General features: G+C 55.0%; 22 protein-coding genes and 1 riboswitch. Of the genes, 17 read left to right on the plus strand and 5 right to left on the minus strand.

What is annotated here, in order from left to right; genetic code table 11:
• The first annotated feature begins 20 nt into the window (after window positions 1–20).
• The 5 genes from bioF to I2D83_RS08545 all read left to right on the plus strand — a co-directional run bounded on the left by bioF (window position 21) and on the right by I2D83_RS08545 (window position 5943).
• Window positions 21–1178: an 8-amino-7-oxononanoate synthase gene (gene bioF, locus I2D83_RS08525; protein WP_205947921.1), complete on the plus strand. Its 1158-nt coding sequence runs from the start codon at window positions 21–23 to the stop codon at window positions 1176–1178.
• Window positions 1159–1920, plus strand: coding sequence for a malonyl-ACP O-methyltransferase BioC (bioC, locus tag I2D83_RS08530; protein ID WP_205947922.1), 762 nt, complete (start codon window positions 1159–1161; stop codon window positions 1918–1920). The genes bioF and bioC overlap by 20 nt, the downstream gene beginning before the upstream one ends.
• Entirely contained in the window at window positions 1913–2593 is a 681-nt protein-coding gene (gene bioD / locus I2D83_RS08535) for a dethiobiotin synthase (protein WP_205947923.1), read from the plus strand. The genes bioC and bioD overlap by 8 nt, the downstream gene beginning before the upstream one ends.
• Window positions 2594–3470: 877 nt before the next feature.
• Window positions 3471–5483 carry an excinuclease ABC subunit UvrB gene (gene uvrB / locus I2D83_RS08540; RefSeq protein ID WP_015839778.1) on the plus strand — a complete coding sequence of 671 codons (2013 nt, stop codon included), beginning with the start codon at window positions 3471–3473 and terminating at the stop codon, window positions 5481–5483.
• Window positions 5484–5511: 28 nt separating this feature from the next.
• Entirely contained in the window at window positions 5512–5943 is a 432-nt protein-coding gene (locus I2D83_RS08545) for a VOC family protein (protein WP_205948162.1), read from the plus strand.
• Here the strand turns inward: I2D83_RS08545 and yvcK are convergent.
• On the minus strand, window positions 5919–6851 hold the full coding sequence (yvcK, locus tag I2D83_RS08550) for a uridine diphosphate-N-acetylglucosamine-binding protein YvcK (protein ID WP_181847610.1): 933 nt from the start codon (window positions 6849–6851) through the stop codon (window positions 5919–5921). The two genes, I2D83_RS08545 and yvcK, sit on opposite strands and share 25 nt — an antisense overlap.
• A gap of 286 nt (window positions 6852–7137) precedes the next feature.
• Window positions 7138–7286, plus strand: a riboswitch (molybdenum cofactor riboswitch).
• On the opposite strand from yvcK, the gene moaA reads away from it, so the two are divergent.
• The 6 genes from moaA to I2D83_RS08580 all read left to right on the plus strand — a co-directional run bounded on the left by moaA (window position 7274) and on the right by I2D83_RS08580 (window position 10867).
• Window positions 7274–8263 (plus strand): GTP 3',8-cyclase MoaA, encoded by a 990-nt coding sequence (moaA, locus tag I2D83_RS08555; RefSeq protein ID WP_071820992.1) that lies wholly within the window; start codon window positions 7274–7276, stop codon window positions 8261–8263. It overlaps the preceding riboswitch by 13 nt.
• Window positions 8264–8297: 34 nt before the next feature.
• Complete coding sequence (moaB, locus tag I2D83_RS08560; protein ID WP_205947924.1) at window positions 8298–8816, plus strand: molybdenum cofactor biosynthesis protein B; 519 nt, start codon at window positions 8298–8300, stop codon at window positions 8814–8816.
• 18 nt (window positions 8817–8834) lie between these two features.
• Entirely contained in the window at window positions 8835–9350 is a 516-nt protein-coding gene (gene moaC, locus I2D83_RS08565) for a cyclic pyranopterin monophosphate synthase MoaC (protein WP_015839783.1), read from the plus strand.
• Window positions 9347–9592, plus strand: a complete 246-nt coding sequence (moaD, locus tag I2D83_RS08570) for a molybdopterin synthase sulfur carrier subunit (protein ID WP_010297663.1) — start codon at window positions 9347–9349, stop codon at window positions 9590–9592. Before moaC ends, moaD begins: the two co-directional genes overlap by 4 nt.
• A gap of 2 nt (window positions 9593–9594) precedes the next feature.
• Complete coding sequence (gene moaE / locus I2D83_RS08575) at window positions 9595–10047, plus strand: molybdopterin synthase catalytic subunit MoaE (protein WP_015839784.1); 453 nt, start codon at window positions 9595–9597, stop codon at window positions 10045–10047.
• Between the two features lie 112 nt (window positions 10048–10159).
• On the plus strand, window positions 10160–10867 hold the full coding sequence (locus tag I2D83_RS08580) for a Bax inhibitor-1/YccA family protein (protein ID WP_010280929.1): 708 nt from the start codon (window positions 10160–10162) through the stop codon (window positions 10865–10867).
• A gap of 71 nt (window positions 10868–10938) precedes the next feature.
• Here I2D83_RS08580 and I2D83_RS08585 read toward each other — a convergent pair whose 3' ends face one another.
• Genes I2D83_RS08585 through hlyD form a run of 4 tightly spaced genes read right to left on the minus strand, consistent with a single transcriptional unit; the run spans window position 10939 to window position 16016 of the window.
• A complete protein-coding gene (locus tag I2D83_RS08585) occupies window positions 10939–12075 on the minus strand; it encodes an ABC transporter permease (RefSeq protein WP_181829575.1) in 1137 nt (378 codons plus the stop codon).
• A 9-nt stretch (window positions 12076–12084) separates the two neighbouring features.
• On the minus strand, window positions 12085–13260 hold the full coding sequence (locus tag I2D83_RS08590; RefSeq protein WP_205947925.1) for an ABC transporter permease: 1176 nt from the start codon (window positions 13258–13260) through the stop codon (window positions 12085–12087).
• Entirely contained in the window at window positions 13253–14995 is a 1743-nt protein-coding gene (locus I2D83_RS08595) for an ATP-binding cassette domain-containing protein (protein WP_205947926.1), read from the minus strand. The genes I2D83_RS08590 and I2D83_RS08595 overlap by 8 nt, the downstream gene beginning before the upstream one ends.
• Window positions 14988–16016, minus strand: a complete 1029-nt coding sequence (hlyD, locus tag I2D83_RS08600) for a secretion protein HlyD (protein WP_205947927.1) — start codon at window positions 16014–16016, stop codon at window positions 14988–14990. Before hlyD ends, I2D83_RS08595 begins: the two co-directional genes overlap by 8 nt.
• A 534-nt stretch (window positions 16017–16550) precedes the next feature.
• Here hlyD and I2D83_RS08605 point away from each other — a divergent pair.
• From I2D83_RS08605 to I2D83_RS08630, 6 genes are read left to right on the plus strand one after another with little or no spacing between them, the layout of a single operon-like run.
• Window positions 16551–18656, plus strand: coding sequence for a TonB-dependent receptor (locus tag I2D83_RS08605; protein ID WP_181829579.1), 2106 nt, complete (start codon window positions 16551–16553; stop codon window positions 18654–18656).
• Window positions 18646–19656 carry an ABC transporter substrate-binding protein gene (locus I2D83_RS08610; protein ID WP_181829580.1) on the plus strand — a complete coding sequence of 337 codons (1011 nt, stop codon included), beginning with the start codon at window positions 18646–18648 and terminating at the stop codon, window positions 19654–19656. The genes I2D83_RS08605 and I2D83_RS08610 overlap by 11 nt, the downstream gene beginning before the upstream one ends.
• A complete protein-coding gene (locus I2D83_RS08615) occupies window positions 19653–20642 on the plus strand; it encodes a FecCD family ABC transporter permease (RefSeq protein ID WP_180777077.1) in 990 nt (329 codons plus the stop codon). The genes I2D83_RS08610 and I2D83_RS08615 overlap by 4 nt, the downstream gene beginning before the upstream one ends.
• Window positions 20635–21666, plus strand: coding sequence for a FecCD family ABC transporter permease (locus I2D83_RS08620; protein WP_205947928.1), 1032 nt, complete (start codon window positions 20635–20637; stop codon window positions 21664–21666). Before I2D83_RS08615 ends, I2D83_RS08620 begins: the two co-directional genes overlap by 8 nt.
• A 12-nt stretch (window positions 21667–21678) precedes the next feature.
• Complete coding sequence (locus tag I2D83_RS08625; RefSeq protein WP_205947929.1) at window positions 21679–22530, plus strand: ABC transporter ATP-binding protein; 852 nt, start codon at window positions 21679–21681, stop codon at window positions 22528–22530.
• The gene (locus I2D83_RS08630) at window positions 22520–23329 is read left to right on the plus strand and encodes an IucA/IucC family C-terminal-domain containing protein (protein WP_205947930.1); all 810 of its coding nucleotides are present in this window, start codon (window positions 22520–22522) and stop codon (window positions 23327–23329) included. The genes I2D83_RS08625 and I2D83_RS08630 overlap by 11 nt, the downstream gene beginning before the upstream one ends.
• The last annotated feature ends 569 nt before the right edge of the window (window positions 23330–23898 follow it).

Genomic DNA, 23898 nt, shown 5'->3' on the forward strand with positions numbered 1-23898 from the left:
CAGGTTAGGTGTGTTGCATCATGAGTTGGCAGCAACGCATTGAAGCCGCGCTGGCACAGCGCCAGCGTGATGATGCTTACCGTGTGAGGTTGGCGAATCAAGGCGGCAGCGGGCGCTGGCTGATGCAGGGCGATCGCTGTTATCTGAACTTTTCCAGCAACGACTATCTGGGACTAAGCCACCACCCGGAGATTGTGCATGCCTGGCAGCAGGGGGCAGAGCAATACGGCATTGGCAGCGGCGGTTCCGGGCATGTGACGGGGTATACCGATGCCCATGCCATGTTGGAAAGTCAGCTTGCCGACTGGCTGGGCTATCCGCGTGCGCTGCTGTTTATTTCCGGCTATGCCGCAAATCAGGCCGTGGTAGCCGCGCTGGCACAGGCGGAAGACCGTATTTTGGCCGATAAGCTTAGTCACGCTTCGCTGCTGGAAGCAGCCGCACAGTCACCGGCAACCCTGAGGCGCTTTAAACACAATCAGGCCGATAGTCTGCAAGCGCTGCTGGAAAAGCCAGCCGACGGCCAGACGCTGGTGGTGACCGAAGGCGTTTTCAGTATGGATGGCGATACCGCGCCGTTATCTGCGCTACAGGCTCAGTGCCAGGCGCACGATGCCTGGCTGATGGTTGACGATGCACACGGAATTGGCGTACTGGGTGATGAAGGTCGTGGGAGCTGCTGGCAGCAAAATGTTAAACCTGAGCTGCTGATTGTTACGTTCGGCAAAGCGTTTGGCGTGAGTGGTGCGGCGGTGCTGTGCGCTGAACCACTGGCCGAATACTTCCTGCAATTTGCCCGTCATTTGATTTACAGCACCTCGATGCCTGCAGCGCAGGCCTGTGCGCTGAGTGCGGCGCTCAACTGTGTTCGTCAGGGCGACGCTCGACGTGAGGCGCTACGGCGCAATGTTGAGCAGTTCCGAGCAGGCTTCTCTAACTCGTCCTATCAACTGATGGATTCACAGAGCGCAATTCAGCCGCTGATTGTCGGTGAGAACGCGCGCGCGTTGGCGTTAACAAGCCATCTGCGTGAACAGGGCGTGTGGGTCAGTGCCATGCGACCGCCGACGGTGCCGCCCGGCAGTGCACGCCTGAGGATTACGCTGACGGCGGAACATCAGCCGGAAGATATCAGCCGCTTGCTTACGGTATTACATCATGCTGACAGAAAACTATAACAAGCAGGCGATCGCGCAGGCGTTTGGACGTGCGGCAGGGTGCTATGACCGCTTTGCCGAACTGCAACGCACCAGCGGAGAACGCCTGCTGACGCTGATGCCGTCGCACGCTGGTTTACAGGTATTGGATGCAGGCTGCGGAACCGGGCACTTTAGCCGCCGCTGGCGTCAGCGGGGAAAAACGGTGATCGCGCTGGATTTGTCGGCGGCCATGCTCGCACAGGCGCGTGAGCAGCAGGCTGCCGATCGCTATCAGGAAGGGGATATCGAAAACCTGCCGCTGGCGGATTGCAGTGTGGATATCAGCTATAGCAATCTGGCCGTGCAGTGGTGTGACTCGTTACCGCGCGCGTTGGCAGAGCTGTATCGGGTTACGCGTCCAGGGGGCGTGATTGCGTTTGCAACACTGGCAGACGGCTCCTTAAGCGAACTGTCGCAGGCGTGGAAGCGGCTGGACGGCACGCAACGGACGAATCGCTTTCTGCCGCTCTCCGCCATCGACGCAGCCTGTCAGCCTTATCGGCATCATCTGGTGCAAGAACGTGAGGTCTGCCTGTTCCCTGATGTATTGGCGTTAATGAAATCGCTGAAAGGAATTGGGGCGACCTGGCTGCACGAAGGGCGTACGCCGGGGCTATTGAGCCGGGCACGACTGGCGGCGCTGTCTGCCCACTATCCGCAAGAACAGGGTGGCTACCCGCTCAGTTATCAACTGGTTTATGGAGTGATTTATCGTGATTAAGCGCTGGTTTGTGACGGGAACGGATACCGAAGTGGGGAAAACGGTCGCGAGTACGGCGCTGCTACAGGCGGCGAGTCAAGCGGGGTACCGGACCGCAGGCTATAAACCTGTGGCGTCAGGCTGTGAAATGACGGCCGATGGCATTCGCAACAGTGATGCGCTGGCGCTTCAGGCGAATAGCAGCGTCCGGCTGGATTATGAGGCCGTGAACCCGCTGGCGTTTATGGAACCGACGTCACCGCATATTATCAGCGCGGTAGAGCAGCGGCCTATCTCTCTTTCGACGTTATCCGCAGGGCTGCGGGCGTTAGAAACACAGGCAGACTGGTTGCTGGTTGAGGGCGCAGGCGGGTGGTTTACGCCGCTGTCGGCGCAGGATACGTTTGCCGACTGGGTGATACAGGAACAGCTTCCCGTGATTTTGGTGGTCGGCATCAAGCTGGGGTGTATCAACCACGCGATGTTAACCGCCCATGCGATTCAGCATGCGGGTCTGCACCTTGGCGGCTGGATTGCTAACGACATTACACCGCCTGGAAAATGGCACCAGCCGTATCTGCAAACGCTGCAACAGCGCCTGCCTGCGCCGATGCTGGGCGAAATTCCTTACTTATCGGATCTTCAGCAGCATAATCTGGGGCAATATATTGATATTGAGTTATTAGCGGAGTAATCATTTTTGTTAACCCTCGGCTGACTTTAATCATCACAGTAGGTTTTATTGTTTTTTTACCGGCATCTGTTTTCATAAGTATAAAACCTACATTTTTATAGCGATCAATAGATAAAACCTTCTTGAGTTTTCCTCTCACTCCCCGCAATACCTGAATTGTTGTGATGCTGTCCCCTGCTGTTTTTAGTCTTTTTCCATCTAATACTTATGCGATAAATCACAGAAAGAGTGTGAAGAAAATCCATATCAGAGGGAATCACGAATGAAGCGGGTATTTCTCTAACTCAGTGCTGATGCGGGCTTGTGGGAGTTATCCACCATTTCTGTGGATAACTATGTGTATTATGGATAGACAACGCGTCCTAACCGAGAGCTGGCGCGGGTTGTCGCCAGGTTGACGCTATTCTCCACGGTTTTGCTAATTTATTTATTATCATATGCTTAAGTAAAATCAAGCGTCTTAAGCAGCAACGGTGTGTAGTTGCATAAATTAACGTCATCAGGTGTCCCTGCATGTTACATTTTTACCAAATCTGGGGATAAATCATGATGATTTTATCTGGTAGATTGAAGATGAATGTGCTAGCAAATTCATTTGTTGATTAATCATCCAATCCAGCGATAATTTTCTTGATGCTGTTTTTATATCCAGTATCATTGCGGTGGCGAATTTCGCAATTGGCATTCAGAATAAAGCTCGTATGTCACACGTATCAGTGTGGTCGCTGTCGTGTGATCACGGTGCGACAAAGGATGCCGATGACGACCCGCAGCCGTGCCTGAAATCGTCAGTCTGTGTCTTTTACCTGCCTCCGAGCATCCACCCATGAACGTCGCCTTGAGCGATGCGTAATAACGATAAGTAGCGTGCTTAACGATGAGTAAAGTATTTACACTGAATTCCGACTTTAAACCGGCAGGCGATCAGCCTGAGGCCATTCGTCGTTTAAAAGAGGGCCTGGAAGACGGGTTAGCGCATCAAACGCTGCTCGGGGTAACCGGTTCAGGTAAGACGTTCACGATCGCCAACGTGATTGCCGATCTCAATCGGCCGACAATGATGCTGGCACCAAATAAAACGCTGGCGGCTCAGCTGTACGGCGAAATGAAAGAATTCTTTCCTGATAATGCCGTCGAATACTTCGTTTCGTACTACGACTATTATCAGCCGGAAGCCTATGTTCCGAGTTCGGACACCTTCATTGAAAAAGATGCATCGGTTAACGAACATATCGAACAGATGCGTCTTTCCGCGACAAAAGCGCTGTTGGAACGGCGTGATGTGATCGTCGTGGCTTCAGTGTCCGCTATCTATGGTCTGGGCGATCCCGATTTATATCTGAAAATGATGCTGCACCTGACGCAGGGGATGCTGATTGACCAGCGTGCTATTTTGCGGCGTTTGGCTGAGTTGCAGTATTCCCGCAACGATCAGGCGTTTCAGCGCGGTACCTTCCGCGTGCGCGGTGAGGTGATTGATATTTTCCCTGCGGAATCTGACGAAATCGCGCTGCGTGTTGAACTGTTTGATGAAGAAGTGGAACGATTGTCGCTGTTTGACCCGCTGACGGGTCATGTCCTCCAGACGGTGCCGCGCTATACTATCTATCCCAAAACGCACTACGTCACGCCGCGTGAACGTATTTTGCAGGCAATGGAAGACATCAAGGTGGAGCTGGCCGATCGCAGAAAGGTACTGCTGGCGAATGATAAGCTGGTGGAAGAGCAGCGGTTGAGCCAGCGCACGCAGTTTGATCTGGAGATGATGAACGAGCTGGGCTATTGCTCCGGGATCGAAAACTACTCACGCTATCTTTCCGGGCGAGGTCCCGGCGAGCCGCCGCCGACGCTGTTTGACTATTTACCGGCAGACGGACTGCTAGTCATTGACGAATCCCACGTTACCGTGCCCCAGATCGGTGGTATGTATCGCGGTGACCGTGCGCGTAAAGAGACGCTGGTCGAATATGGCTTCCGGCTACCTTCGGCGCTGGATAACCGCCCGATGAAATTTGAAGAATTCGAAGCGCTGGCGCCGCAGACGATCTATGTCTCCGCGACGCCGGGTAACTATGAGCTGGAAAAATCGGGCGGTGAAGTGATCGATCAGGTGGTGCGTCCTACTGGGCTGCTCGATCCGCTCATTGAAGTGCGGCCTGTGGCTACGCAAGTGGACGACCTGCTTTCCGAGATTCGCCAGCGTGCGGCGGTTAACGAACGTGTGCTGGTCACTACGTTGACCAAACGAATGGCGGAAGACCTAACGGAATATCTGGAAGAACACGGTGAGCGCGTACGTTATCTGCACTCGGATATTGATACCGTCGAACGTGTTGAAATTATCCGCGATTTACGCCTTGGTGAGTTTGACGTGCTGGTGGGTATCAACCTGTTGCGTGAAGGGCTGGATATGCCAGAAGTGTCGCTGGTGGCGATTCTGGATGCGGATAAAGAGGGTTTCCTGCGCTCCGAGCGTTCTCTGATTCAGACGATTGGTCGTGCAGCGCGTAACCTGCGCGGTAAGGCGATTCTGTACGGCGACAAGATTACGCCATCCATGGCGAAGGCGATTGGCGAAACGGAACGCCGTCGTGAGAAGCAGGAGGCGTACAACACCGAACACGGGATTGTGCCGCAGGGGCTCAATAAGAAAATTTCCGATATTCTGCAATTGGGTCAACCCACAAACAGAGGCAAAGGGCGAGGCAACCGTAAAGCGGCAGAACCGGCTGCACGTTATGAGCTTATGACGCCGAAAGCGCTGGAGCTGAAAATCCGCGAGCTGGAAAGCAAAATGCTGACGCATGCGCAGAATCTTGAGTTCGAAGAAGCTGCCGCCTTGCGCGATGAGTTACAGGCACTGCGCGCACAATTTATCGCTGCATCCTAACGATGCAAGCACTCACTGAGGATCAATGATGGACCCTATTATACCGGGTGTTGAGGTGCTGTTTGTGGCAGGTTTCGGGCCGATCGTGAAATCGCTGTCTGACAGCCATGCGCTCTATGTCGATACGCTGAAGTTGCCGCTAAAGCCTGTCGCGGAAGGGAGCGATTATCTGGTGAGCGATACAATAGATGGCGTGAAACACTTCGCCCTGTGGCCATTGTCACAGGCCAGCGAATCCTGCTTCGGGCAGGGAAGCTGGCCTGCGGATCTGCCTGAACCGCAAAGCTGGCTGGAATTTGAAGTGGCGGACATGACGGAAGCGACCCGTACGCTAAAAACACAAGGCTATGCGCTGTTGGTAGAAAACCGTCTTGAACCCTGGGGACAGCAGGTCACGCGTTTTCTGAGTCCCGAAGGCATCTTGATTGGCGTGACTTATACGCCGTGGCTGCGGGATTGAGAGCCTAGTAGCTGTAGCGCACGATCGATAGCCTGACGCAGTAGCTCACGGTCATGATGGTGAGGAACATCTGCTGCGGCCAGCTCTTGTTGCACGATCAGGCGATCGCCGATCTGACTGATATCGACTTTCGGACCGACGATCGCCACATCCACCACTGATTTACCCACTTTGTGCTCAATCCAGTCCAATTTCTCCGCCAGCGTCAGGCGGGCGGCGGGGTTGCTCTGCTCGCTGCCCAGATTGCCGATGTAGACCATGGGGGCGGGCGTGCGGCGGAGCGCCTGTGTCAAATCGTCCAGCAGCAGCAGCGGCATCAGGCTGGTCAGAAAACTGCCGGGGCCAATTAAAATCAGGTCGGCTTTGGCGATGGCGTCAATCGCTTCGCGCGTGGCCTGCACCGTCGGGTACAGCATCAAATCTTGCGGTAAAGTTGCCAGTTGATCGATCTCGACTTCGCCATAAACGGGGTTGCCCTGTTCATCAATCGCCATCAAATCGACCGGATGCTCGGACATCGGAATTAAAAAGGCATCGACTTTGAGCAGGTTGCGAATCAGATTGATGGCTTCCAGCGGCCGCACGCTTAGGTGATCGAGCGCTTTCAGCATCAGATTTCCCAGATTGTGTCCGGCAAGTTCACCGTTACCGTTAAACCGGTACTCAAACATCGTAGACGCCACGCTGGGCGTAGTGATCAGTTGATTCAGGCAGTTGCGGGTATCGCCCCAGGCAATACCGCCTTCGGAACGACGGATGCGGCCAGTAGAACCGCCGTTATCTGTCGTCGTCACAATGCCAGTTAGCCGTGAACCCAGGGAAGAGAGCGAAGACATCACACGACCTAAGCCGTGCCCGCCTCCTAGTGCGACAACCCTGTCGAGGTCGGCCAACGTGCGATTGCGCATAGAAAACCTTATGAATGAGCCAGAGGAATATGACGTGTGTGTGACAATCGTCGCTAAGGTAGCTGATTTCAGCGTAAAACGCGAAAAATCCTCACGCAGGCATGACCTGAGACAATTTCTATCGCATATTTTTCCGTATGCTGTGCACCATAAGATATTGAAAATTCGCTATATATTTATTTATATACCGATTTTGAGAGTGGTTGACTACGCGTTTTCGCAGTAGACTGCTCAATGAAATCACGATTCTTTATCGGCTGTTCCGTCGTTGTCTAACGGATAATTGATAGGAATCAAACTCCTAGCCTTGGTGCCTAAGTGATGCGCGTAGTGCGCGTTATACGGTGCCCTGGCCGTGACCTTCGCGGTCACCAGGGTGCGAGGTAGAAATGCCTGCATCTCCCGTATTTGGAAAGGTGTTTATGGTGAGTCAACTGACTGATGCGTTTGCGCGCAAGTTTTACTATTTGCGTCTGTCTATCACAGACGTCTGCAATTTTCGTTGTACCTACTGTCTGCCGGATGGTTATCAGGCCAATGGCACCAATCCGCATCGTTTTTTGTCACTCGATGAGATTCGTCGCGTCAGCCGCGCTTTTGCCGAACTGGGGACGGAAAAAGTCCGCCTCACTGGCGGTGAACCGTCTCTGCGCCGTGACTTTGTCGATATTATCGCCGCCATCCGTGAAAACCCCGCGATTCGCACGCTGGCAGTGACCACTAACGGCTACCGTTTGGCACGCGACGTTGCTCAATGGCGAGAGGCAGGGCTAACGGCGCTGAATGTGAGCGTGGACAGTCTGGATGCTCGTCAGTTTCATGCGATTACCGGGCAGGATAAATTCCGGCAGGTGATGGACGGCATCGACGCCGCATTTGACTGCGGCTTTGCCAAGGTCAAAGTCAACACGGTGCTAATGCGTGATGTCAATGCGGGCAGCCTGCAAACCTTTCTCGACTGGATTAAACACCGCCCGATTCAACTACGCTTTATTGAACTGATGGAAACCGGGGAAGGAGGCGATCTGTTTCGCCGCCACCACGTTTCTGGCGAGGTGATCCGCCAGCAATTGTTGCAGCAGGGCTGGCAGCAGCAGCAACGTGCCCGCAGCGACGGGCCAGCACAAGTCTTCTGCCACCCAGACTATCAGGGGGAAATCGGGCTGATTATGCCGTATGAGAAAGATTTCTGCCTGAGCTGCAACCGTCTTCGTGTGTCTGCTATTGGTAACCTGCATCTGTGTCTCTTTGGCGAACAGGGTATTCCACTGCGTGATTTACTGGCCGACGATCGCCATCTCGAAGATTTGAAGATGCGTATCTCGGGCGGGCTGTCGGCGAAGAAACAGACCCACTTCCTGCATGAAGGGAATAGCGGCATCACGCAAAACCTGTCATTTATCGGCGGTTAATCCGTGACATCACTGATTTTTAAAGGAGTCTGGCATGAGCAAAGTCAGCAGCGAATTTGTTTCTCTCAACCTTGCGGTTCTGACCGTTTCCGAGCGCCGGACGGTGGAAGATGACACCTCCGGTGACTATCTGCGCGAAGCGGCGCAGTCCGCAGGACATCGCATCGTCGATAGCGCCATTGTGAAAGAGAACCTGTACCAGATTCGGGCACAGATCTCGGCGTGGATTGCCAGCGATAAGGTGCAGGGCATTCTGATTAATGGCGGAACGGGCTTTACTGCAGGGGATGTGGTGCCGGAAGCTATTGGCGTCTTGTTCGATCGGGAAATTGAAGGTTTCGGTGAACTGTTCCGTATGGTGTCGTATGAAGATATCGGTACGGCGACGCTGCAATCGCGTGCGCTTGCCGGTCTGGCTAATCAGACGGTGATTTTCGCGATGCCAGGTTCGACTCGTGCCTGTCGCACCGCATGGGAACGCATCATTCAGGAACAGCTGGATGCGCGCCAGAAACCGTGCAATTTCTACCCACACTTGAAAAAAACCTCTTAACGGTAAGCGTTATTCACTATGTCATCCTCTAAATCCATGGCGTCATCATCTACGCCACAGTTGACCCACATTAACGCCGCTGGCGAAGCCGCAATGGTGGATGTTTCCGCCAAAGCGGAAACTGTGCGCGAAGCCCGCGCGGAAGCTTTCGTTGAAATGGCGCCGCAGACGCTGGCAATGATCATTGCCGGCAGCCATCACAAAGGTGATGTGTTCGCTACCGCGCGCATCGCCGGCATTCAGGCCGCGAAACGTACCTGGGAACTGATTCCGCTTTGTCACCCGCTGCTGCTGAGCAAGGTGGCTGTCGAGCTGGAAGCGCAGCCGGAACACAATCGGGTACGCATTGAATCTGTTTGTCGCCTGACGGGTAAAACCGGCGTAGAGATGGAGGCGCTGACGGCAGCCTCTGTCGCCGCGCTGACTATCTATGACATGTGCAAGGCTGTGCAGAAAGATATGGTCATTGGTCCGGTGCGTCTGCTGGCGAAAAGCGGCGGTAAATCCGGCGATTTTACGGCGGAGGGCGCATGATTAAGGTGCTGTTTTTTGCACAAGTTCGTGAGCTGATCGAGACAGATAGCCTGTCTCTGCCTGCTGAGTATGCCACCGTAGAGGACGTGCGACAGGCGTTGTGCCAGCGTGGCGCGCGCTGGGCGCTGGCGCTGGAATCGGGCAAGCTGCTGGCTGCGGTCAATCAGTCGCTGGTTGAGCTGACTCACCCACTACAGGACGGTGATGAAGTGGCGTTTTTCCCTCCGGTAACAGGGGGCTGATCGTGACAGAAACGCGTATTCGGGTCGGTGAAGAGAACTTCAACGTAGGGGATGAATACCAGTGGCTGGCGCAGTGTGATGAAGACGGCGCGGTGGTGACGTTCACGGGTAAGGTGCGTAATCACAATCTGGCGAAAGACGTCAGCGCGTTGACGCTGGAACACTACCCCGGTATGACGGAAAAGGCGCTGGCGGAGATTGTCGATCTGGCCCGCGAGCGCTGGGAACTGCCACGAGTGAGTGTTATTCATCGGGTGGGCGCACTCTATCCGGGCGATGAAATTGTGTTCGTTGGTGTCAGTGCCGCCCACCGCAGCGCGGCGTTTGATGCCGCCCAATTTATTATGGATTACCTGAAAACCCGCGCGCCGTTCTGGAAGCGCGAAGCGACGCCGGAAGGCGAGCGCTGGGTGGAATCACGCGACAGTGATAAACAGGCTGCGCAGCGCTGGTAGTTCATTTCTGTGTTAGGATAAAAGGATGGCGGGGAGGGCGTTTCCGTCTCGTTCCCCCAAACAGGCGGTTCGCGCCGCGTTAATCAGATAACTTTTATGCAAAGGTAACATCATGGACAGATATCCACGCTCGGGTTCAATCGTTGAGCGCTCGCAGTCGGGTCTCCAGGCCTATATGGCACAGGTTTATGGCTGGATGACCTGCGGCCTGCTGCTGACGGCGTTCGTGTCCTGGTACGCGGCGAATACGCCTGCCGTACTGAATTTTGTATTCTCCAGCCAGATCACCTTCTTCGGACTGATCATTGCTCAGTTGGGACTGGTCTTTGTGATTTCCGGTATGGTACAGCGCCTGAGCGGTGCGGTCGCTACGTCGCTGTTTATGCTTTATTCCGCGCTGACGGGGCTGACGCTCTCCAGCATTTTCATCATGTACTCCGGTGAATCCATCGCCAGCACCTTTGTCATTACGGCGGGGATGTTCGGCGCGATGAGCCTGTACGGCTACACCACGAAGCGTGATTTGAGCGGCTTCGGCAGCATGCTGTTCATGGCGCTGATCGGGATTGTACTGGCTTCGCTGGTGAACCTGTGGCTGAAGAGTGAAGCGCTGATGTGGGCCGTCACCTATATCGGCGTGGTGGTGTTTGTCGGTCTGACGGCGTATGACACCCAGAAGCTGAAAAACATCGGCGAGCAGTTGTCCGTTGATGACAAAGACAGCTTCCGCAAATACTCCATTGTGGGCGCGTTGACGCTGTATCTCGACTTTATCAACCTGTTCCTGATGCTGCTGCGCATTTTCGGTAACCGTCGTTAATTCTTGCTTACCTATCTGGCGCGGTTGTCCCTCGCGCCAGATATTACCCTACCGAGTATTCCCTCTTACTTCTACGCGATATTCCGTCGGAAAATGGCATACGCCGCCGATCCGGTGGTGAGTGTGATGATGAACAACGGCCACAGGCTGCCCCAGATAATGCTGAAATCCGCGTCCTTGAGGTAAATCTGCTTCGTTATATCGGTGAAGTGGCGGATCGGGTTAATCCAGGTGATGTGCTGCAACCAGATCGGCATATTTTCAACCGGTGACACATAGCCAGAAAGCAGAATCGCGGGCATCAGGAAGACGAACACGCCGATGAACGCCTGCTGCTGTGTGGCACAGAGCGAGGATATCAGCAGGCCAAAGCCCACCAGTGATAGGCCGTAGATCAGCATCGTGGTGTAAAACAGCAGTAGCGATCCGGCGAAGGGGATATGGAAAATCAGGATGCCCGCCAGTAGCACGATCGTGGCTTGAAACGTGGCGACGATCAGCGCAGGTACGGCTTTGCCAATGAAGATCTGGCTGGTGGACAGCGGTGAAACCAGCAGTTGTTCCAGCGTGCCTTGTTCCCGCTCGCGTGCCACGGAGAGTGCTGTGACAATCAGTACGCCGATGGTGGCAATCATGGCAATCAGCGACGGCACCACAAACCATTTGTAGTCCAGATTCGGGTTATACCAGTGACGAACCACCAGCTCGCTGTTGTTTGGATTGGAAGCGCTCTGATTTGCGCCGTTTTGAGCAGGTCTGGCCGCCAGCAATGCCAACTGATAATCGCGCACGATGTGCTGTACATCGTTAGCGGCAATCTGCGCGCTGTTAGAGCGTCTGCCATCCAGAATCAGCTGGATCGAGGTACTATTTCCGCTGGCGATATCACGCGAGAACTGCGGCGGGAAGCGCAAAATGAGAAGCGCACGCTGATTATCCAGCGTCGGTGCCACGTCCTGCGGGCTATGCAGCATCAACACATGAGAAAAGGACTTCGCCTTGGCAAAGCGCTGCGTCAACTCAATCGCATGGGGGCCGTTATCTTCGCTGTAAATGGCAATGGTCGCATTGGTCACGTCGAGCGTCGCGGCGAAAGGAAACAGGGAAACCTGAAGGATAACGGGCAACACCAGAATGGATCGCGTTTGCGGATCGCGCAGCAGCGATTGCAGTTCCTTAATAATTAACGTCCACAGACGATGCAGCATAGTCGCTCCCTAATCCAGCCTGCGCCGGGTTTGCCAGGCCGTCAGGCCAATAAAGACAATCGCCGAGAGAATGAGAAACAGCAGGTTAGTCATCAGCACCGTACCGATATTCCCCGCGAGAAACAGCGTTTGCAGTGTGCTGACGAAATAGCGCGCCGGGATGATGTATGACACGCCGCGGACGAATTCCGGCATGCTGTCGATTTCAAAAATAAAGCCGGACAGCATGATGGCAGGCAGAAATGCTGCATTCAGCGCCACCATGGCGGCGTTGAACTGGTTGCGGGTGAGGGTGGAGATGAGCAGACCCATGCCCAGCGTGCTGGCAAGGAACAGACTGCTGATAATAAATAGCAAAATCAGCGAGCCGCGATAGGGCACCTGCATGATAAACGTTGAGACCAGAATACACAGCGTCATGGCGATCATCCCGAGAAAGTAATACGGGATGAGTTTGGACAGCAGCAGTTCGGTACGGGTGGCCTGCGTCGAGAGCAGAGCTTCCATTGTCCCGCGCTCCCACTCGCGGGCGATGACCAGCGAGGTGAGGATGGCGCCAATCACCGTCATAATAATGGTAATCGCGCCGGGGATGATGAAATGTTGACTGATGGCGGCCGGGTTAAACCAGTAGCGCGACTGCACCTCGATAAGCTGCTCGAACGTCTCGCCACTATCTTCCGCCCGCTGTTGTTGCCACAACAGCCAAATGCCTTCCGCGTATCCCTGCACAAAATTCGCCGTGTTGGGTTCGCTGCCGTCGGTGATGACCTGGATCGGGGCGCGATCGCCCACCCGTGCCAGCCGTTTGGCAAAGTCAGTGGGGATGACGATCAGGCCGCGAATGCTACCTGCCTGCATCTGCTGAATCAGGAATTGACGATTATTGCTGATGGTCGGCTCAATAAATGGTGATGCCGCAAAGGTATTCGCCAGATCGCGCGCGTCCTCACTTTGCTGTTCCATCAGGATACCGACGTGCAGGCGACTGGAGTCCAGATTAATGCCGTAGCCGAAGATAAACAGCAGCAACAGCGGAATCACGAAGGCGATCAGCCCACTGCTGGGGTCACGCAAGATTTGGCGGGTTTCTTTCAGGCACAGCGCCCGCAGGCGACGCGTGGAGAAATGCGTGCTGCCGTGCTGGTTCGTGGTATCCGGCTCAACGCTATTCTGTTCAACCATGTTCCGCCTCCCCATCGTATGCCTGAATTAGCGCGATAAACGCTTCTTCCATCGTTGGTGATGGCGTCTCTGCGCTGGCTGCCTGCTGTTTCAGTTCGTCCGGTGTGCCGCTGGCGATCAGCTTACCGCGATACACCAGTCCGATGCGGTCGCAATATTCCGCTTCGTCCATAAAGTGTGTGGTAACCATCACCGTGACGCCGCGGTTAACCATGCCGTTGATATGTATCCAGAATTCGCGTCGGGTCAGCGGATCGACGCCGGAGGTCGGTTCGTCGAGGAAAAGAATATCGGGTTCATGCATCAGCGCACAGGCCAGCGCCAGTCGCTGCTTAAAGCCTAGCGGCAGAGCGTCCGGCGTTTGGCGATAAATCGGCTGAAAGTTGAAGGCGTCGCTCATGCCGGACATTTTATCGCGCTGCGCCTTGCCTTTGAGCCCATAAACGCCGGAGAAAAAGCGCAGGTTTTGTTCGACGGTTAGGTTGCCGTAGAGCGAGAATTTTTGTGCCATGTATCCCAAATGCTGACGGGCTTTGCCGGAACTGGTTTTCAGATCCATATCGAGCACCAGCGCTTTGCCGTCAGTCGGCACCAGCAGGCCGCACATCATCTTGAAAGTGGTTGATTTACCTGCTCCGTTCGGGCCGAGCAGGCCGAAAATTTCTCCCCGCTTTACCTGAAAACTGACGTGATCGGTTGCGGCGAAATCACCAAATTTTTTCGTCAGCGCCTGAGCTTCAATGACCGTTTCGCCGCCGCTGACATCAATCTGCGGCATGATGCTCGCCAATGATGATTCGCTGGCTGGGCCGCCACCCAGCAGATCGATAAAGGCATCCTCAAAGCGCGGATCGGTGTCGTGCAGACAACCCGCTTCCAGATGCAGGGCGGAGAGCAACAATGCCCGATCCGAATCGGGTTTGAGTATCAGCCTGACGTACTGTCCCTGAATCACACCATCGCTGACCTGCGGCAAACGCAGCGCTTCCTGCAACACATCCCGATGTCGACGATCGCCAGTATCAATCAGAATGCAGCGTCCCGCCATGCGTGCGGTCAGATCGCGCGGCGCGCCGCGATACAGCAGTTCGCCTTCGTTCAGTAGCAGCACATCCCGACACTGTTCTGCCTCATCGAGATACGACGTGCTCCATAGAATCAACATGCCGTCGTCAGCCAGTTCGTGCACCATGTGCCACAGTTCACGGCGAGAAATGGGGTCGACGCCGACGCCCGGTTCATCCAACAGCAGTACTTTAGGCTGCCCGAGCAGCGTACAGGCCAGCCCCAGTTTCTGTTTCATGCCGCCGGAGAGTTTGCCTGCCAGTCTGTCGGTAAAACGGGTCAGGTCGGTAAATGACAGCAGGCGATCGAAGGTGCCTTTGCGTACCTCGCCGGTGATACCGCGCAAGTCGGCATACAGCGTCAGGTTTTCCATTACCGTCAGATCTTCATACAGGCCGAACTTTTGTGGCATGTAGCCCAAAATGGCATGGAGCTGGCGATCTTCTTTGATGGGATCCAGATTTGCCACGCGCAGCGTACCGTGGCTGGGTGTTAATAGTCCCGCCAGCATGCGCAGCAGGGTGGTTTTACCCGCACCGTCTGGGCCAACCAGCCCGGTCACAGCGCCGCTGCGTATCTCGGCAGTGAGGCTGGCGAGCGCGGGTTTTTCCTGTCCGGCAAAGCGTTTTTCCAGCCCGTCCAACGCGATTTGCGCGGGAGAATTAGTCATGACGAACGGGCTCGTGCGCGCGGTTGGCATCCTCCGTGCGCGCATCTTCAACGCGTAGCGTGACCGGCATCCCTTGCCGTAAACCGTCATCAGGATCGTTAACGACAATGCGCAGGCGATAAACTAAATCGGTGCGGAGATCTTCGGTTTCGACGCTTTTCGGCGTGAATTCGGCGCTTGGCGAGACAAAACCGACTTTGCCACGGTAGGGCTGATTGGGGCGGCCATCGGTGTAAATCAGCATATGGCTACCGGGCACGACGCGGCCGAGGTCTTTCTCACTCACGTAAGCGCGCACCCAAACCGGTCGCGTCAGGGAAAGGGTAAAAACGGTACTGCCCGCCGCCAGCATGCTGCCTTTTTCGGCGGCGCGGGTGAGGATCACGCCGGGAGAAGGGGCAAGCAATTCGGCATCCTGCTTATCCAATTCCGCCTGGGCCAGCCCGGCTTCGGCCTGGGCTACGGCCGCCTGCGCGGCGGCAATTTCCTGTGGCCGGTTACCGCGTTCGAACTGGCTCAGCTTATCTTTCGCTGCCTGTAAAGCCGCAAGCGCCTGATTGCGTGAGGTTCTGGCGTCGTCCAGCATATTGGCTGAAATGGCGCGCTTATCCCACAGCCCCTGCTGACGCTGATAGAAACTGTTGGCGTAATCATAGGCTGCCTGACTCTGGACCACCTGAGAGCGCACCTGCGCGATCTCTTCCTGCCGGTAGCCTTCCTGCGCCAACTGGAGCTGTGCCTGAGCGCTGGCGAGGTTGGCCTGCGCCTGATGTTGTGCATTCTGATAAGGCGCGGCATCAAGCATTGCCAGCGGTTGTCCGGCCTGTACCGTATCGCCCTCATCAACGTTCAGCTCGGCCACTCTGCCACCGACGCGGAAAGCCAGATTGACGGTGCGGATGTCCACATTACCGTAGAGCGTTAACGGTTTTTCCTGCTGTTGCTGGTGGTGATAAAAGCCATAGCCTGCACCGAGCAGGATAAGAACGAGGGCGGCGAACGCCAGTTTTCTCTTGTTCATCACGCATAGTTCCTTGTTTATCAAGAATAATTCCTTGTTTATCAGCGGTGAGCTTGTCAACGGTAGCGATCCCGCAGGCCGTTCAAAGGACGCGTCGTCTCTTATTTCTGGAAGCTATTAATCATATGACGGGTTACAGAGGTTTATGGCGATTTATGGTGATCAAGTTCACAAAAATGCACGGCATCTGGCCGATGCTTTCAGGTATCTCCGTATGTCTTCGCCATAACAGCTTCATTTTGTTAAAAAACTGAAAAGAAAGTGTCACTATTGTAATTTATTTAATTGAATGATAATAATTGTTATTAGCAATTACATAGCGTTCTGGCGGCATTGATGTGGTGAATAGGGTGAAGCCCCTGCGTTCAATGCCTGAGCCAGTAATAACCGCCAAGATGTTTCGTGTGAGACGAAGCATTTTGGCGTTTTTTTGTCTGCGCCGAGGTGATTGTTTTCAGATAAATGCCTCGTTACAGGTAGTAATTTTTTATTCACGGTGGGATACATAACCAAAGGGGAAGGACAGTGAACCAGATGCGCACTTTACTCGCATTGATGCCATGCGTGCTGATTGCTCCGGCGTATGCACAGGATGACACGACCAAAAAGGATGAGACGAGCGGTGATGAGATGGTGATTACTGCCTCACGCTCGAATATCCAGCAGCAGAAAGCGCCGCAGGTGGTCACGGTGATTACCAAAGAGCAAATCGAGCAGCAGATGCAGGTCACCTCTGATTCGTCGCAAATTCTGAGCAATCTGCTGCCTTCGTTCTCCCCCAGCCGTCAGAAAATGAGCGGCAGTGGTGAAACCTTCCGCGGTCGTGCACCGTTGGTTCTGATCGACGGTATCCCGCAATCCAATCCGCTGCGTCCGACTGGGCGTGAAATGCACACTATCGATTTTTCGATGGTGGAACGCATAGAAGTGATTCACGGCGCGAACGCCACCAATGGTATGGGGGCGACGGGTGGGGTAATCAACATCATTACTCGTCGGCCAGAAAACGGTTCGTTTAATCAACACGTCAATGTGCAAACCACGCTCCCGACAGAGAAGATTCGCGGTGAGACCGCCAGCTATAAAACCACCTATCGGGTCGATGGGCGTGAAGACTATGTCGATTACCTGTTCTCGATTGGCTATGAGAATCAGGGGCTGTATCTGGACGGCAACAATCGGCCTGTCGGTGTGGATAATACCCAAGGCGACACCATGGATTCCCGCTCTTACGACTTATTAGCAAAAGTCGGCTACTGGCTGGATGACTATCAGCGCATTCAACTGAGCGTGAACCGCTATAACATTAAAAATGAGAATAACTATCTGAGCGTGGATGGTATCCGTAGCCAAGGGCTCCCGACGACGTCAGTACGGGGTACACCACGGGGTGAAGCACCCCATAACAGCATATGGACGACCGGCTTTACTTACGAAAATCATGATCTTGCAGGAATGAAACTGTCGGCTCTGCTTTTTAACCAGCGCTATGAAGCATTATTTGGTGCGACGAATTCATCTTCTTTTCAGGATACGTCGATTGCTCCAGACAAAACGCTTTACGATCAATCTCGCTCAGTAGCCAATAAGTACGGCACCAAGCTGGCGCTGACCAAGGACGATTTACTGGACGACACCCTGAAAGTCACGGTCGGTTTCGATACCCTGTACGATAAGGGTAAACAAGACCTCTACCTGACCAAGCGTACCTATGTACCGGAAACGGAATACACCAACTATTCCCCGTTTATTCAGGGTGAATATCAACTGTTGGATAACGTCACGCTGCACGCGGGAATTCGTCATGAAATCGCCAAGCTGAAGGTCGGCGACTATCAAACGCTGGCGTCTAACAATGGCGTGACAGTACAAGGTGGTAGCCCGAAATTTAATGAGACGCTGTATAACGCCGGTATCGTCTATGCGGCGACGGATTCCCTCAGTCTGTTTGCTAACTACTCGGAAGGATTCGGGATGCCGGATGTGGGGCGTGCGTTGCGGACCATCAAACGTTCAGGCGTTAGTCTGAAAAACTTTGACGGCTTTAAGCCTATTGTGACGGATAACGTAGAGACAGGGTTCCGTTTTAAGCGGGATAAGTTTGATTTTGAAGCAAGCTATTATGAGTCCAAATCGAAACTGGGCGAAAACGTGACGGAGAGTGGTGGCGTATTTTTGTCCGAACGCCAGCGCACACAGATTCGTGGTGTTGAAGTGACCGCGGGCTATCAGATCAACGAACAGCACAAGGTGAATGCTTCCTATGCGCACAGCGAAGGAAAATATGACGACAATAAAGATGGCAAAGTGGATAAAAAATTCAACGGCCTGAATATCGCGCCGGATCGTCTGATCACCAGTTGGTCGGCGAATTGGAACGATAAATGGAGCTCATTCATGCAGGCGAATTATGCTTTTGGCCGTAGCTTTGATGATGCGGGTATGGCGTTTGACGGTTACCTGTTGATGGATGCTGCCGTGGGGTACAAGTTGCCATATGGTCGCCTCAATGTAGCAGTGGCGAACCTGCTGGATAAGCAGTACATCACCTACTATTCGCAGGCGGGGCTTGTTAACGATACGCGCTATTTCTCCGGCCGTGGTCGTACGGTGACGCTGGGTTATTCGATTGATTTCTAAGCTTAACCGATTGAATCACGGCATCAATTCGGCAACACGGCGGCGTTTTATGCTGGCCGTGTTGTTGTCTTTTCTGCTAGTGACACTGGCACAGGCAGCGGAGTCACCGCGCCAGATTCGGCATGCGCTGGGCGTGACCACCGTGGACGGGACGCCGCTACGTATCGTGACGCTGTTTCAGGGCGCGACTGACTCTGCCGTGGCGCTGGGAATCAAGCCAATTGGCGTGGTGGAATCATGGTCGGAGAAACCGATTTATCGCTACCTTCGCCCCGCATTACAAGGCGTGACGCTGGTCGGGCTGGAAACGCAGCCCAGTCTGGAAACCATCGCGCTACTCAAGCCCGATCTCATCGTAGCATCGACGTTTCGACATGAGAAAATCTACGGCCTGCTGTCGCAGATCGCGCCGACAATTGCACTGGATAAGGTGTCTGAGTTTAAAGAGACCGTTCAAATGATGGGCGTGGCGCTGAACAGGGAAGATAAGGCACGCGAGATTTTATCCCACTGGAATCAGCGCGTGGATGCGCTGCGCGGCCGGCTGAAAGCGCGATTCGCTGAACGCTGGCCGCTCAGTGTGTCCATTCTCGAATTCCGTGAAGATCACATGCGTACCTATTTGCCCGCCAGCTTTGCCGGATCGGTGCTGTCGGAAATCGGCTTTGTCTGGCGGCGTCCGGAAAGCTACACCGCAGGTGTGATGCAAAAGCTCACCAGTAAAGAAAGCATTCCGGTGGTGGATGCCGATCTGTTCTTTGTTTTGCTCCGTTCAGGCAAACCGGCTGTGGCGCAGAATTATCGGGACTGGCAAGCTCATCCGCTCTGGCAGCGGCTGCATGCGCCTCAGCAGCAACAGGTGTATCCGGTGGATAACGTAGCCTGGAGCCTGTCTGGCGGTATTTTGGGGGCGAACCAGATGCTGGATGATATCGAACAGCAGTTTGCCGAGCCTGCGGGTAAAAAAAGCGATATCGCAAGGGAGAACACGACGCGATGAGACAGAGCATCGTGACGGCAGCGGGTATCGCATTATTGCTGCTGAGTATGGTTGCCAGCCTGATGCTGGGGCAGACGACGATTTCATTTGGCGCCGTATACAACGCGCTGTTCCATTACAATCCAGAGCAGATCGACCAGATACTGGTGTTGACGACTCGCCTGTCGCGAACGGTGATTGCCCTCGTTGTTGGCGCCAGCCTTGCCGTTGCCGGAGCCTTAATGCAGGCGTTGACGCGTAATCCGTTGGCTTCACCGGGGATATTCGGGATTAACGCCGGGGCAATGTTTGCCATCGTCCTGCTGTCCTCACTGTTTACCTTTTCCTCGCAGACTGCACTGGCGTGGACGGCCTATTTGGGTGCCGCCGTTGCGGGCGTCATGGTGTATGTGCTGGGTACGCTCGGCAATGCGCGTTCCAGCCATTTACGCATTGTGCTGGCCGGTGCCGCGATTAGCGCACTGTTTATTTCGTTTACGCAGGCGCTACTGGTGATTAATCAAGACGGGCTGGATAGCATGCTGTTCTGGCTGGCCGGTTCGGTGTCTGGCCGCAGCCTGTCGATGCTGTTACCCCTCCTGCCGTACTTTGTCATGGCGTTGTTCCTTACGCTGCTGCTAGCGCGTCATCTGAATATTCTGGTGGCGGGCGACGAGATCGCTAAAGGGTTAGGGCAGCGAACGGCGCTGGTGCGTGCGTTGTCCGGGCTGTGTGTCATCGGACTGGCGGGGGGGGCGGTGGCAATCGCCGGAAATATCGGTTTTGTCGGGCTGATTGTGCCGCATATTGTGCGTCGCGTGCTGTCTGCCGATCACCGCTGGCTGCTACCCGGCTGTGCTATTTTCGGTGCCACGCTGTTGCTGCTGGCTGATATCGCCTCGCGTTTGCTGATCGTACCGCAGGAAGTGCCGGTTGGGGCGATGACGGCGCTGCTGGGCGCACCGTTCTTCATTTATCTGGCGAGAAAGGGGATGCGGCATGGGTAAGGTGTGGACCGTGCGCGTGGGGAAGGTTTCGCGCCAGATTGATCGTCGTACGTCTGCGGTGGCGCTGTCGCTCCTGCTGGTGCTGTTAGCCGTTATATTTCTCTCGCTGTCGCTCGGTGAGGTGGTGATGTCTCCTGCGCAGGTGACATCGGCGCTGCTGGGAAAGGCAGACAGCGGCGTGCACTTTATCGTCAATGACCTGCGTTTACCGCGCGCACTGCTGGCGCTGTTGGTGGGCGGTGCGCTGGCGATCTCCGGCCTGATTCTGCAAAGCATTGTGCGCAATCCGCTGGCTTCACCAGACATTCTGGGGATCACCAGTGGCGCATCGGCGGCGGCAGTCTTCTTCCTCTCGTTTCTGGCGACGGCGATAAGTCAGCGTTGGCTTCCGCTCGCGGCGATGGGCGGTGCCTGGATAACGGCGATCGCGATTTATCTGCTGGCCTGGAAGCAGGGAACCTCGCCGCTGAGGCTGGTACTGGTTGGCGTTGGGCTGTCCGCCATCATGGGGGCGGCGGTGACGATGATGCTGGTGTTTAGCCCAATAGGCACCACGCTGACGGCCTATGTGTGGCTCACAGGCAGCATTTATGGCGCGCAGTGGCAGCATGTGTCTGAGCTGGCGGGGTGGCTGTTGATCGGTGCGCCGTTTCTGGTGGGGCTGGCGCGGCACGTTAATGTGCATGAGTTGGATGACGCGCTGGCCTGCGGTGTCGGTCAGTCTGTCGGACGCATCCGGCTGGCGCTGCTGACGCTGAGTGTTGCGCTGGCAGGGGCGGCGATTGCCTATGCGGGCGCGATGGCGTTTGTCGGCCTGCTGGCACCGCATATCGCGAAAAAGCTGGCGAGCCGTTCATTCCCCGGTCTGGCGTTGGTGTCGGCGCTGACGGGGGGATTATTGGTGATGGTGGCCGATTTAATTGGCCGCACCGCGTTCCTGCCGTTGGATCTGCCCGCCGGTATTTTTATCTCCGTGCTCGGAACGCCTTTCTTTATCTACTTATTGCTTCGGCAACGTTATTGAGATTGCAAGATTATGCCAGAGAATGTGCAGCCAACACGCATCCCCCCAACTGACCGCGAAGCGATTGCCGGCCAGTCACTGACGCTGAGCTACGAAAAACAGATCGTGATTGATGCGCTGGATATCACGCTGCCAGCCCGGAAAATTTCGGTGCTGGTGGGCAGTAACGGCTGCGGTAAGAGCACGCTATTGAAGTCGTTTGCCCGCCTGCTGAAACCCACGAGCGGGACGATTATTGTCAATGGGGCGGATATTCATCGGCAATCTACCGTTGAGGTGGCGAAATCGCTGGCGATTCTTCCGCAAACGCCGACCGCACCGGAAGGGCTGACGGTGTATCAACTGGTGAAGATGGGGCGCTACCCGCACCAGTCGTGGCTAAAGCAGTGGTCGACAACGGATGAGGAAAAAGTGCTTCAGGCGCTGCGTAGCACTGGTGTGCTGGCATTAAAGGATCGCGCGGTGGATTCACTGTCCGGTGGGCAGCGCCAGCGCGTATGGATCGCGATGACGCTGGCGCAGGATACCGATATCGTGCTGCTGGATGAACCGACGACCTATCTCGATCTGGCACATCAGATGGAAGTGCTGGATTTATTGCGGGAACTGAACCTTCAGCAGCAGAAAACCATCGTCATGGTGTTGCATGATTTGAATCTGGCGTGTCGCTACGCGCATCACATGGTGGCCGTACACAATCGGACCGTATTTGCGCAGGGCAACCCGCGTGACATTCTTACGGAAGCCACGGTAAAAACGGTGTTTAACCTGAACTGTCGCATCATTGACGATCCGTTCTTCGGCACGCCGCTATGCATTCCATTTGGGCGTGAGGCGGTGGAGACTGTAGCTGATGTCCGCTAATCGCCTGACGGCACAGCAGTGGGCGATGCTCTCCGGCACGCTGCAATTAACGGATGCCTCACAGCGTGCAGGGCAGGATAGCTGCCCAAGCCGTAGGGTGTTAGATCCCGACTATTGCCGCTGGCTGCTGGAAACGCTGACGCCGCCGCTGCTGTCGCCATCGATCAAGATTACCGCCTCGCTGCTGGCAAAGCGGATTGGGTTTCTCACCACGGCAGCCAGCCTGTACGCCATGTCGGTGTATAACAAAGGGCTGAACATGACGCTGGATAACAGCGTGCTGGAATTCGGACATGCTCACCTGTGGACGTCGACCATGCCGCTTTACGATCTGACGGTGTCCCAGCCTGAGTGGGAGCAACGGGATGCGTGGCGCGATAGTCTTTTTGAGACGCTGTTTGCTCACCACCTGTCGCCGATTCTGCATTCGCTGTCGGCGGTGTCGGGCGCACCGCTGCGCATACTGTGGGAGAACGTCGCGGTACGGGTGTTTTCATTATACGAACAGCGCATTGAGTGGGACGATCCGGCGGCGGTGTGCGCACCGGGAATGACGTTAGCGCAGCAGGTGCAGCAGGACTTTGACGCCTTGCTGGCTGCGCCCGGCGAACGTTTTGGCTGTGATGACAACCCGCTGAAACCGTTCTTTCGTGCGAAAACTCGGGTTCCCGTGGCGGGGCGTGCGGTGAGCTTTCGTGAGGTGCGCTTTCGCCGCACCTGCTGTTTTTATTACAAGGCGTCGCAGCCACAGGAATACTGTCAAAATTGTCCATTACTGCGGCCCACCAGAAAAACGTAGGGAACGTTTTTGAGATTGCTGACAAAGTCCGTAGAGCGGGAATAACGGATAGATCGTAAAGACGCTGTGAATACGTCCATGTACGCTCGGCTTGCGCAGATATGAATCTCATCCCTGAAAGAGTGGCGGGCAGAAAGCTCGCCATAAAAAAACGTAGGGAACGTTTTTCAACGTCGCTTGCGACGGCCCGTAGGGTGGCGAGCAGGAAGCTCGCCATACAAAAACGGGCTGATGCAGATAAAAATCCTCCCGTAGTTATACCCTAAATAATTCGAGTTGCAGGCAGGCGGCAAACGCGGGAATCCCCAGGAGCTTACACTAGTAAGTGACTGGGGTGACAAATCTGCCGGGAGCAGATTTGAACGCTGCTTGCAGCGGCCCTTTAGGGCGAGGCCCACGACGGGCCGAGTATTTAAGAGAAGCCAACGCACATGCAGCTTGAAGTATGACGGGGATAGAATCTCTGCTACAATCGGCGGCAGTCATGCACCGTAGTTGTGCCCGTTCATCGTGGTTGTTGCGTATGTCGTTGTTACGTGAAGTGTTACGTAAATTGTTGCGTTAATAGT

Origin of the sequence: Pectobacterium aroidearum, from assembly GCF_015689195.1 — a bacterium.
GTDB classification, from domain to species: domain Bacteria; phylum Pseudomonadota; class Gammaproteobacteria; order Enterobacterales; family Enterobacteriaceae; genus Pectobacterium; species Pectobacterium aroidearum.

Bases quoted from the DNA above. Each gene is read 5' to 3' on its own strand.
- bioF (WP_205947921.1), top strand. From the start codon at position 21: ATGAGTTGGCAGCAACGCATTGAAGCCGCGCTGGCACAGCGCCAGCGT.
- bioC (WP_205947922.1), top strand. From the start codon at position 1,159: ATGCTGACAGAAAACTATAACAAGCAGGCGATCGCGCAGGCGTTTGGA.
- uvrB (WP_015839778.1), top strand. From the start codon at position 3,471: ATGAGTAAAGTATTTACACTGAATTCCGACTTTAAACCGGCAGGCGAT.
- I2D83_RS08545 (WP_205948162.1), top strand. From the start codon at position 5,512: ATGGACCCTATTATACCGGGTGTTGAGGTGCTGTTTGTGGCAGGTTTC.
- yvcK (WP_181847610.1), bottom strand. From the start codon at position 6,851: ATGCGCAATCGCACGTTGGCCGACCTCGACAGGGTTGTCGCACTAGGA.
- moaA (WP_071820992.1), top strand. From the start codon at position 7,274: ATGGTGAGTCAACTGACTGATGCGTTTGCGCGCAAGTTTTACTATTTG.
- moaB (WP_205947924.1), top strand. From the start codon at position 8,298: ATGAGCAAAGTCAGCAGCGAATTTGTTTCTCTCAACCTTGCGGTTCTG.
- moaC (WP_015839783.1), top strand. From the start codon at position 8,835: ATGTCATCCTCTAAATCCATGGCGTCATCATCTACGCCACAGTTGACC.
- moaD (WP_010297663.1), top strand. From the start codon at position 9,347: ATGATTAAGGTGCTGTTTTTTGCACAAGTTCGTGAGCTGATCGAGACA.
- I2D83_RS08580 (WP_010280929.1), top strand. From the start codon at position 10,160: ATGGACAGATATCCACGCTCGGGTTCAATCGTTGAGCGCTCGCAGTCG.
- I2D83_RS08585 (WP_181829575.1), bottom strand. From the start codon at position 12,075: ATGCTGCATCGTCTGTGGACGTTAATTATTAAGGAACTGCAATCGCTG.
- I2D83_RS08590 (WP_205947925.1), bottom strand. From the start codon at position 13,260: ATGGTTGAACAGAATAGCGTTGAGCCGGATACCACGAACCAGCACGGC.
- I2D83_RS08595 (WP_205947926.1), bottom strand. From the start codon at position 14,995: ATGACTAATTCTCCCGCGCAAATCGCGTTGGACGGGCTGGAAAAACGC.
- hlyD (WP_205947927.1), bottom strand. From the start codon at position 16,016: ATGAACAAGAGAAAACTGGCGTTCGCCGCCCTCGTTCTTATCCTGCTC.
- I2D83_RS08605 (WP_181829579.1), top strand. From the start codon at position 16,551: ATGCGCACTTTACTCGCATTGATGCCATGCGTGCTGATTGCTCCGGCG.
- I2D83_RS08615 (WP_180777077.1), top strand. From the start codon at position 19,653: ATGAGACAGAGCATCGTGACGGCAGCGGGTATCGCATTATTGCTGCTG.
- I2D83_RS08620 (WP_205947928.1), top strand. From the start codon at position 20,635: ATGGGTAAGGTGTGGACCGTGCGCGTGGGGAAGGTTTCGCGCCAGATT.
- I2D83_RS08625 (WP_205947929.1), top strand. From the start codon at position 21,679: ATGCCAGAGAATGTGCAGCCAACACGCATCCCCCCAACTGACCGCGAA.
- I2D83_RS08630 (WP_205947930.1), top strand. From the start codon at position 22,520: ATGTCCGCTAATCGCCTGACGGCACAGCAGTGGGCGATGCTCTCCGGC.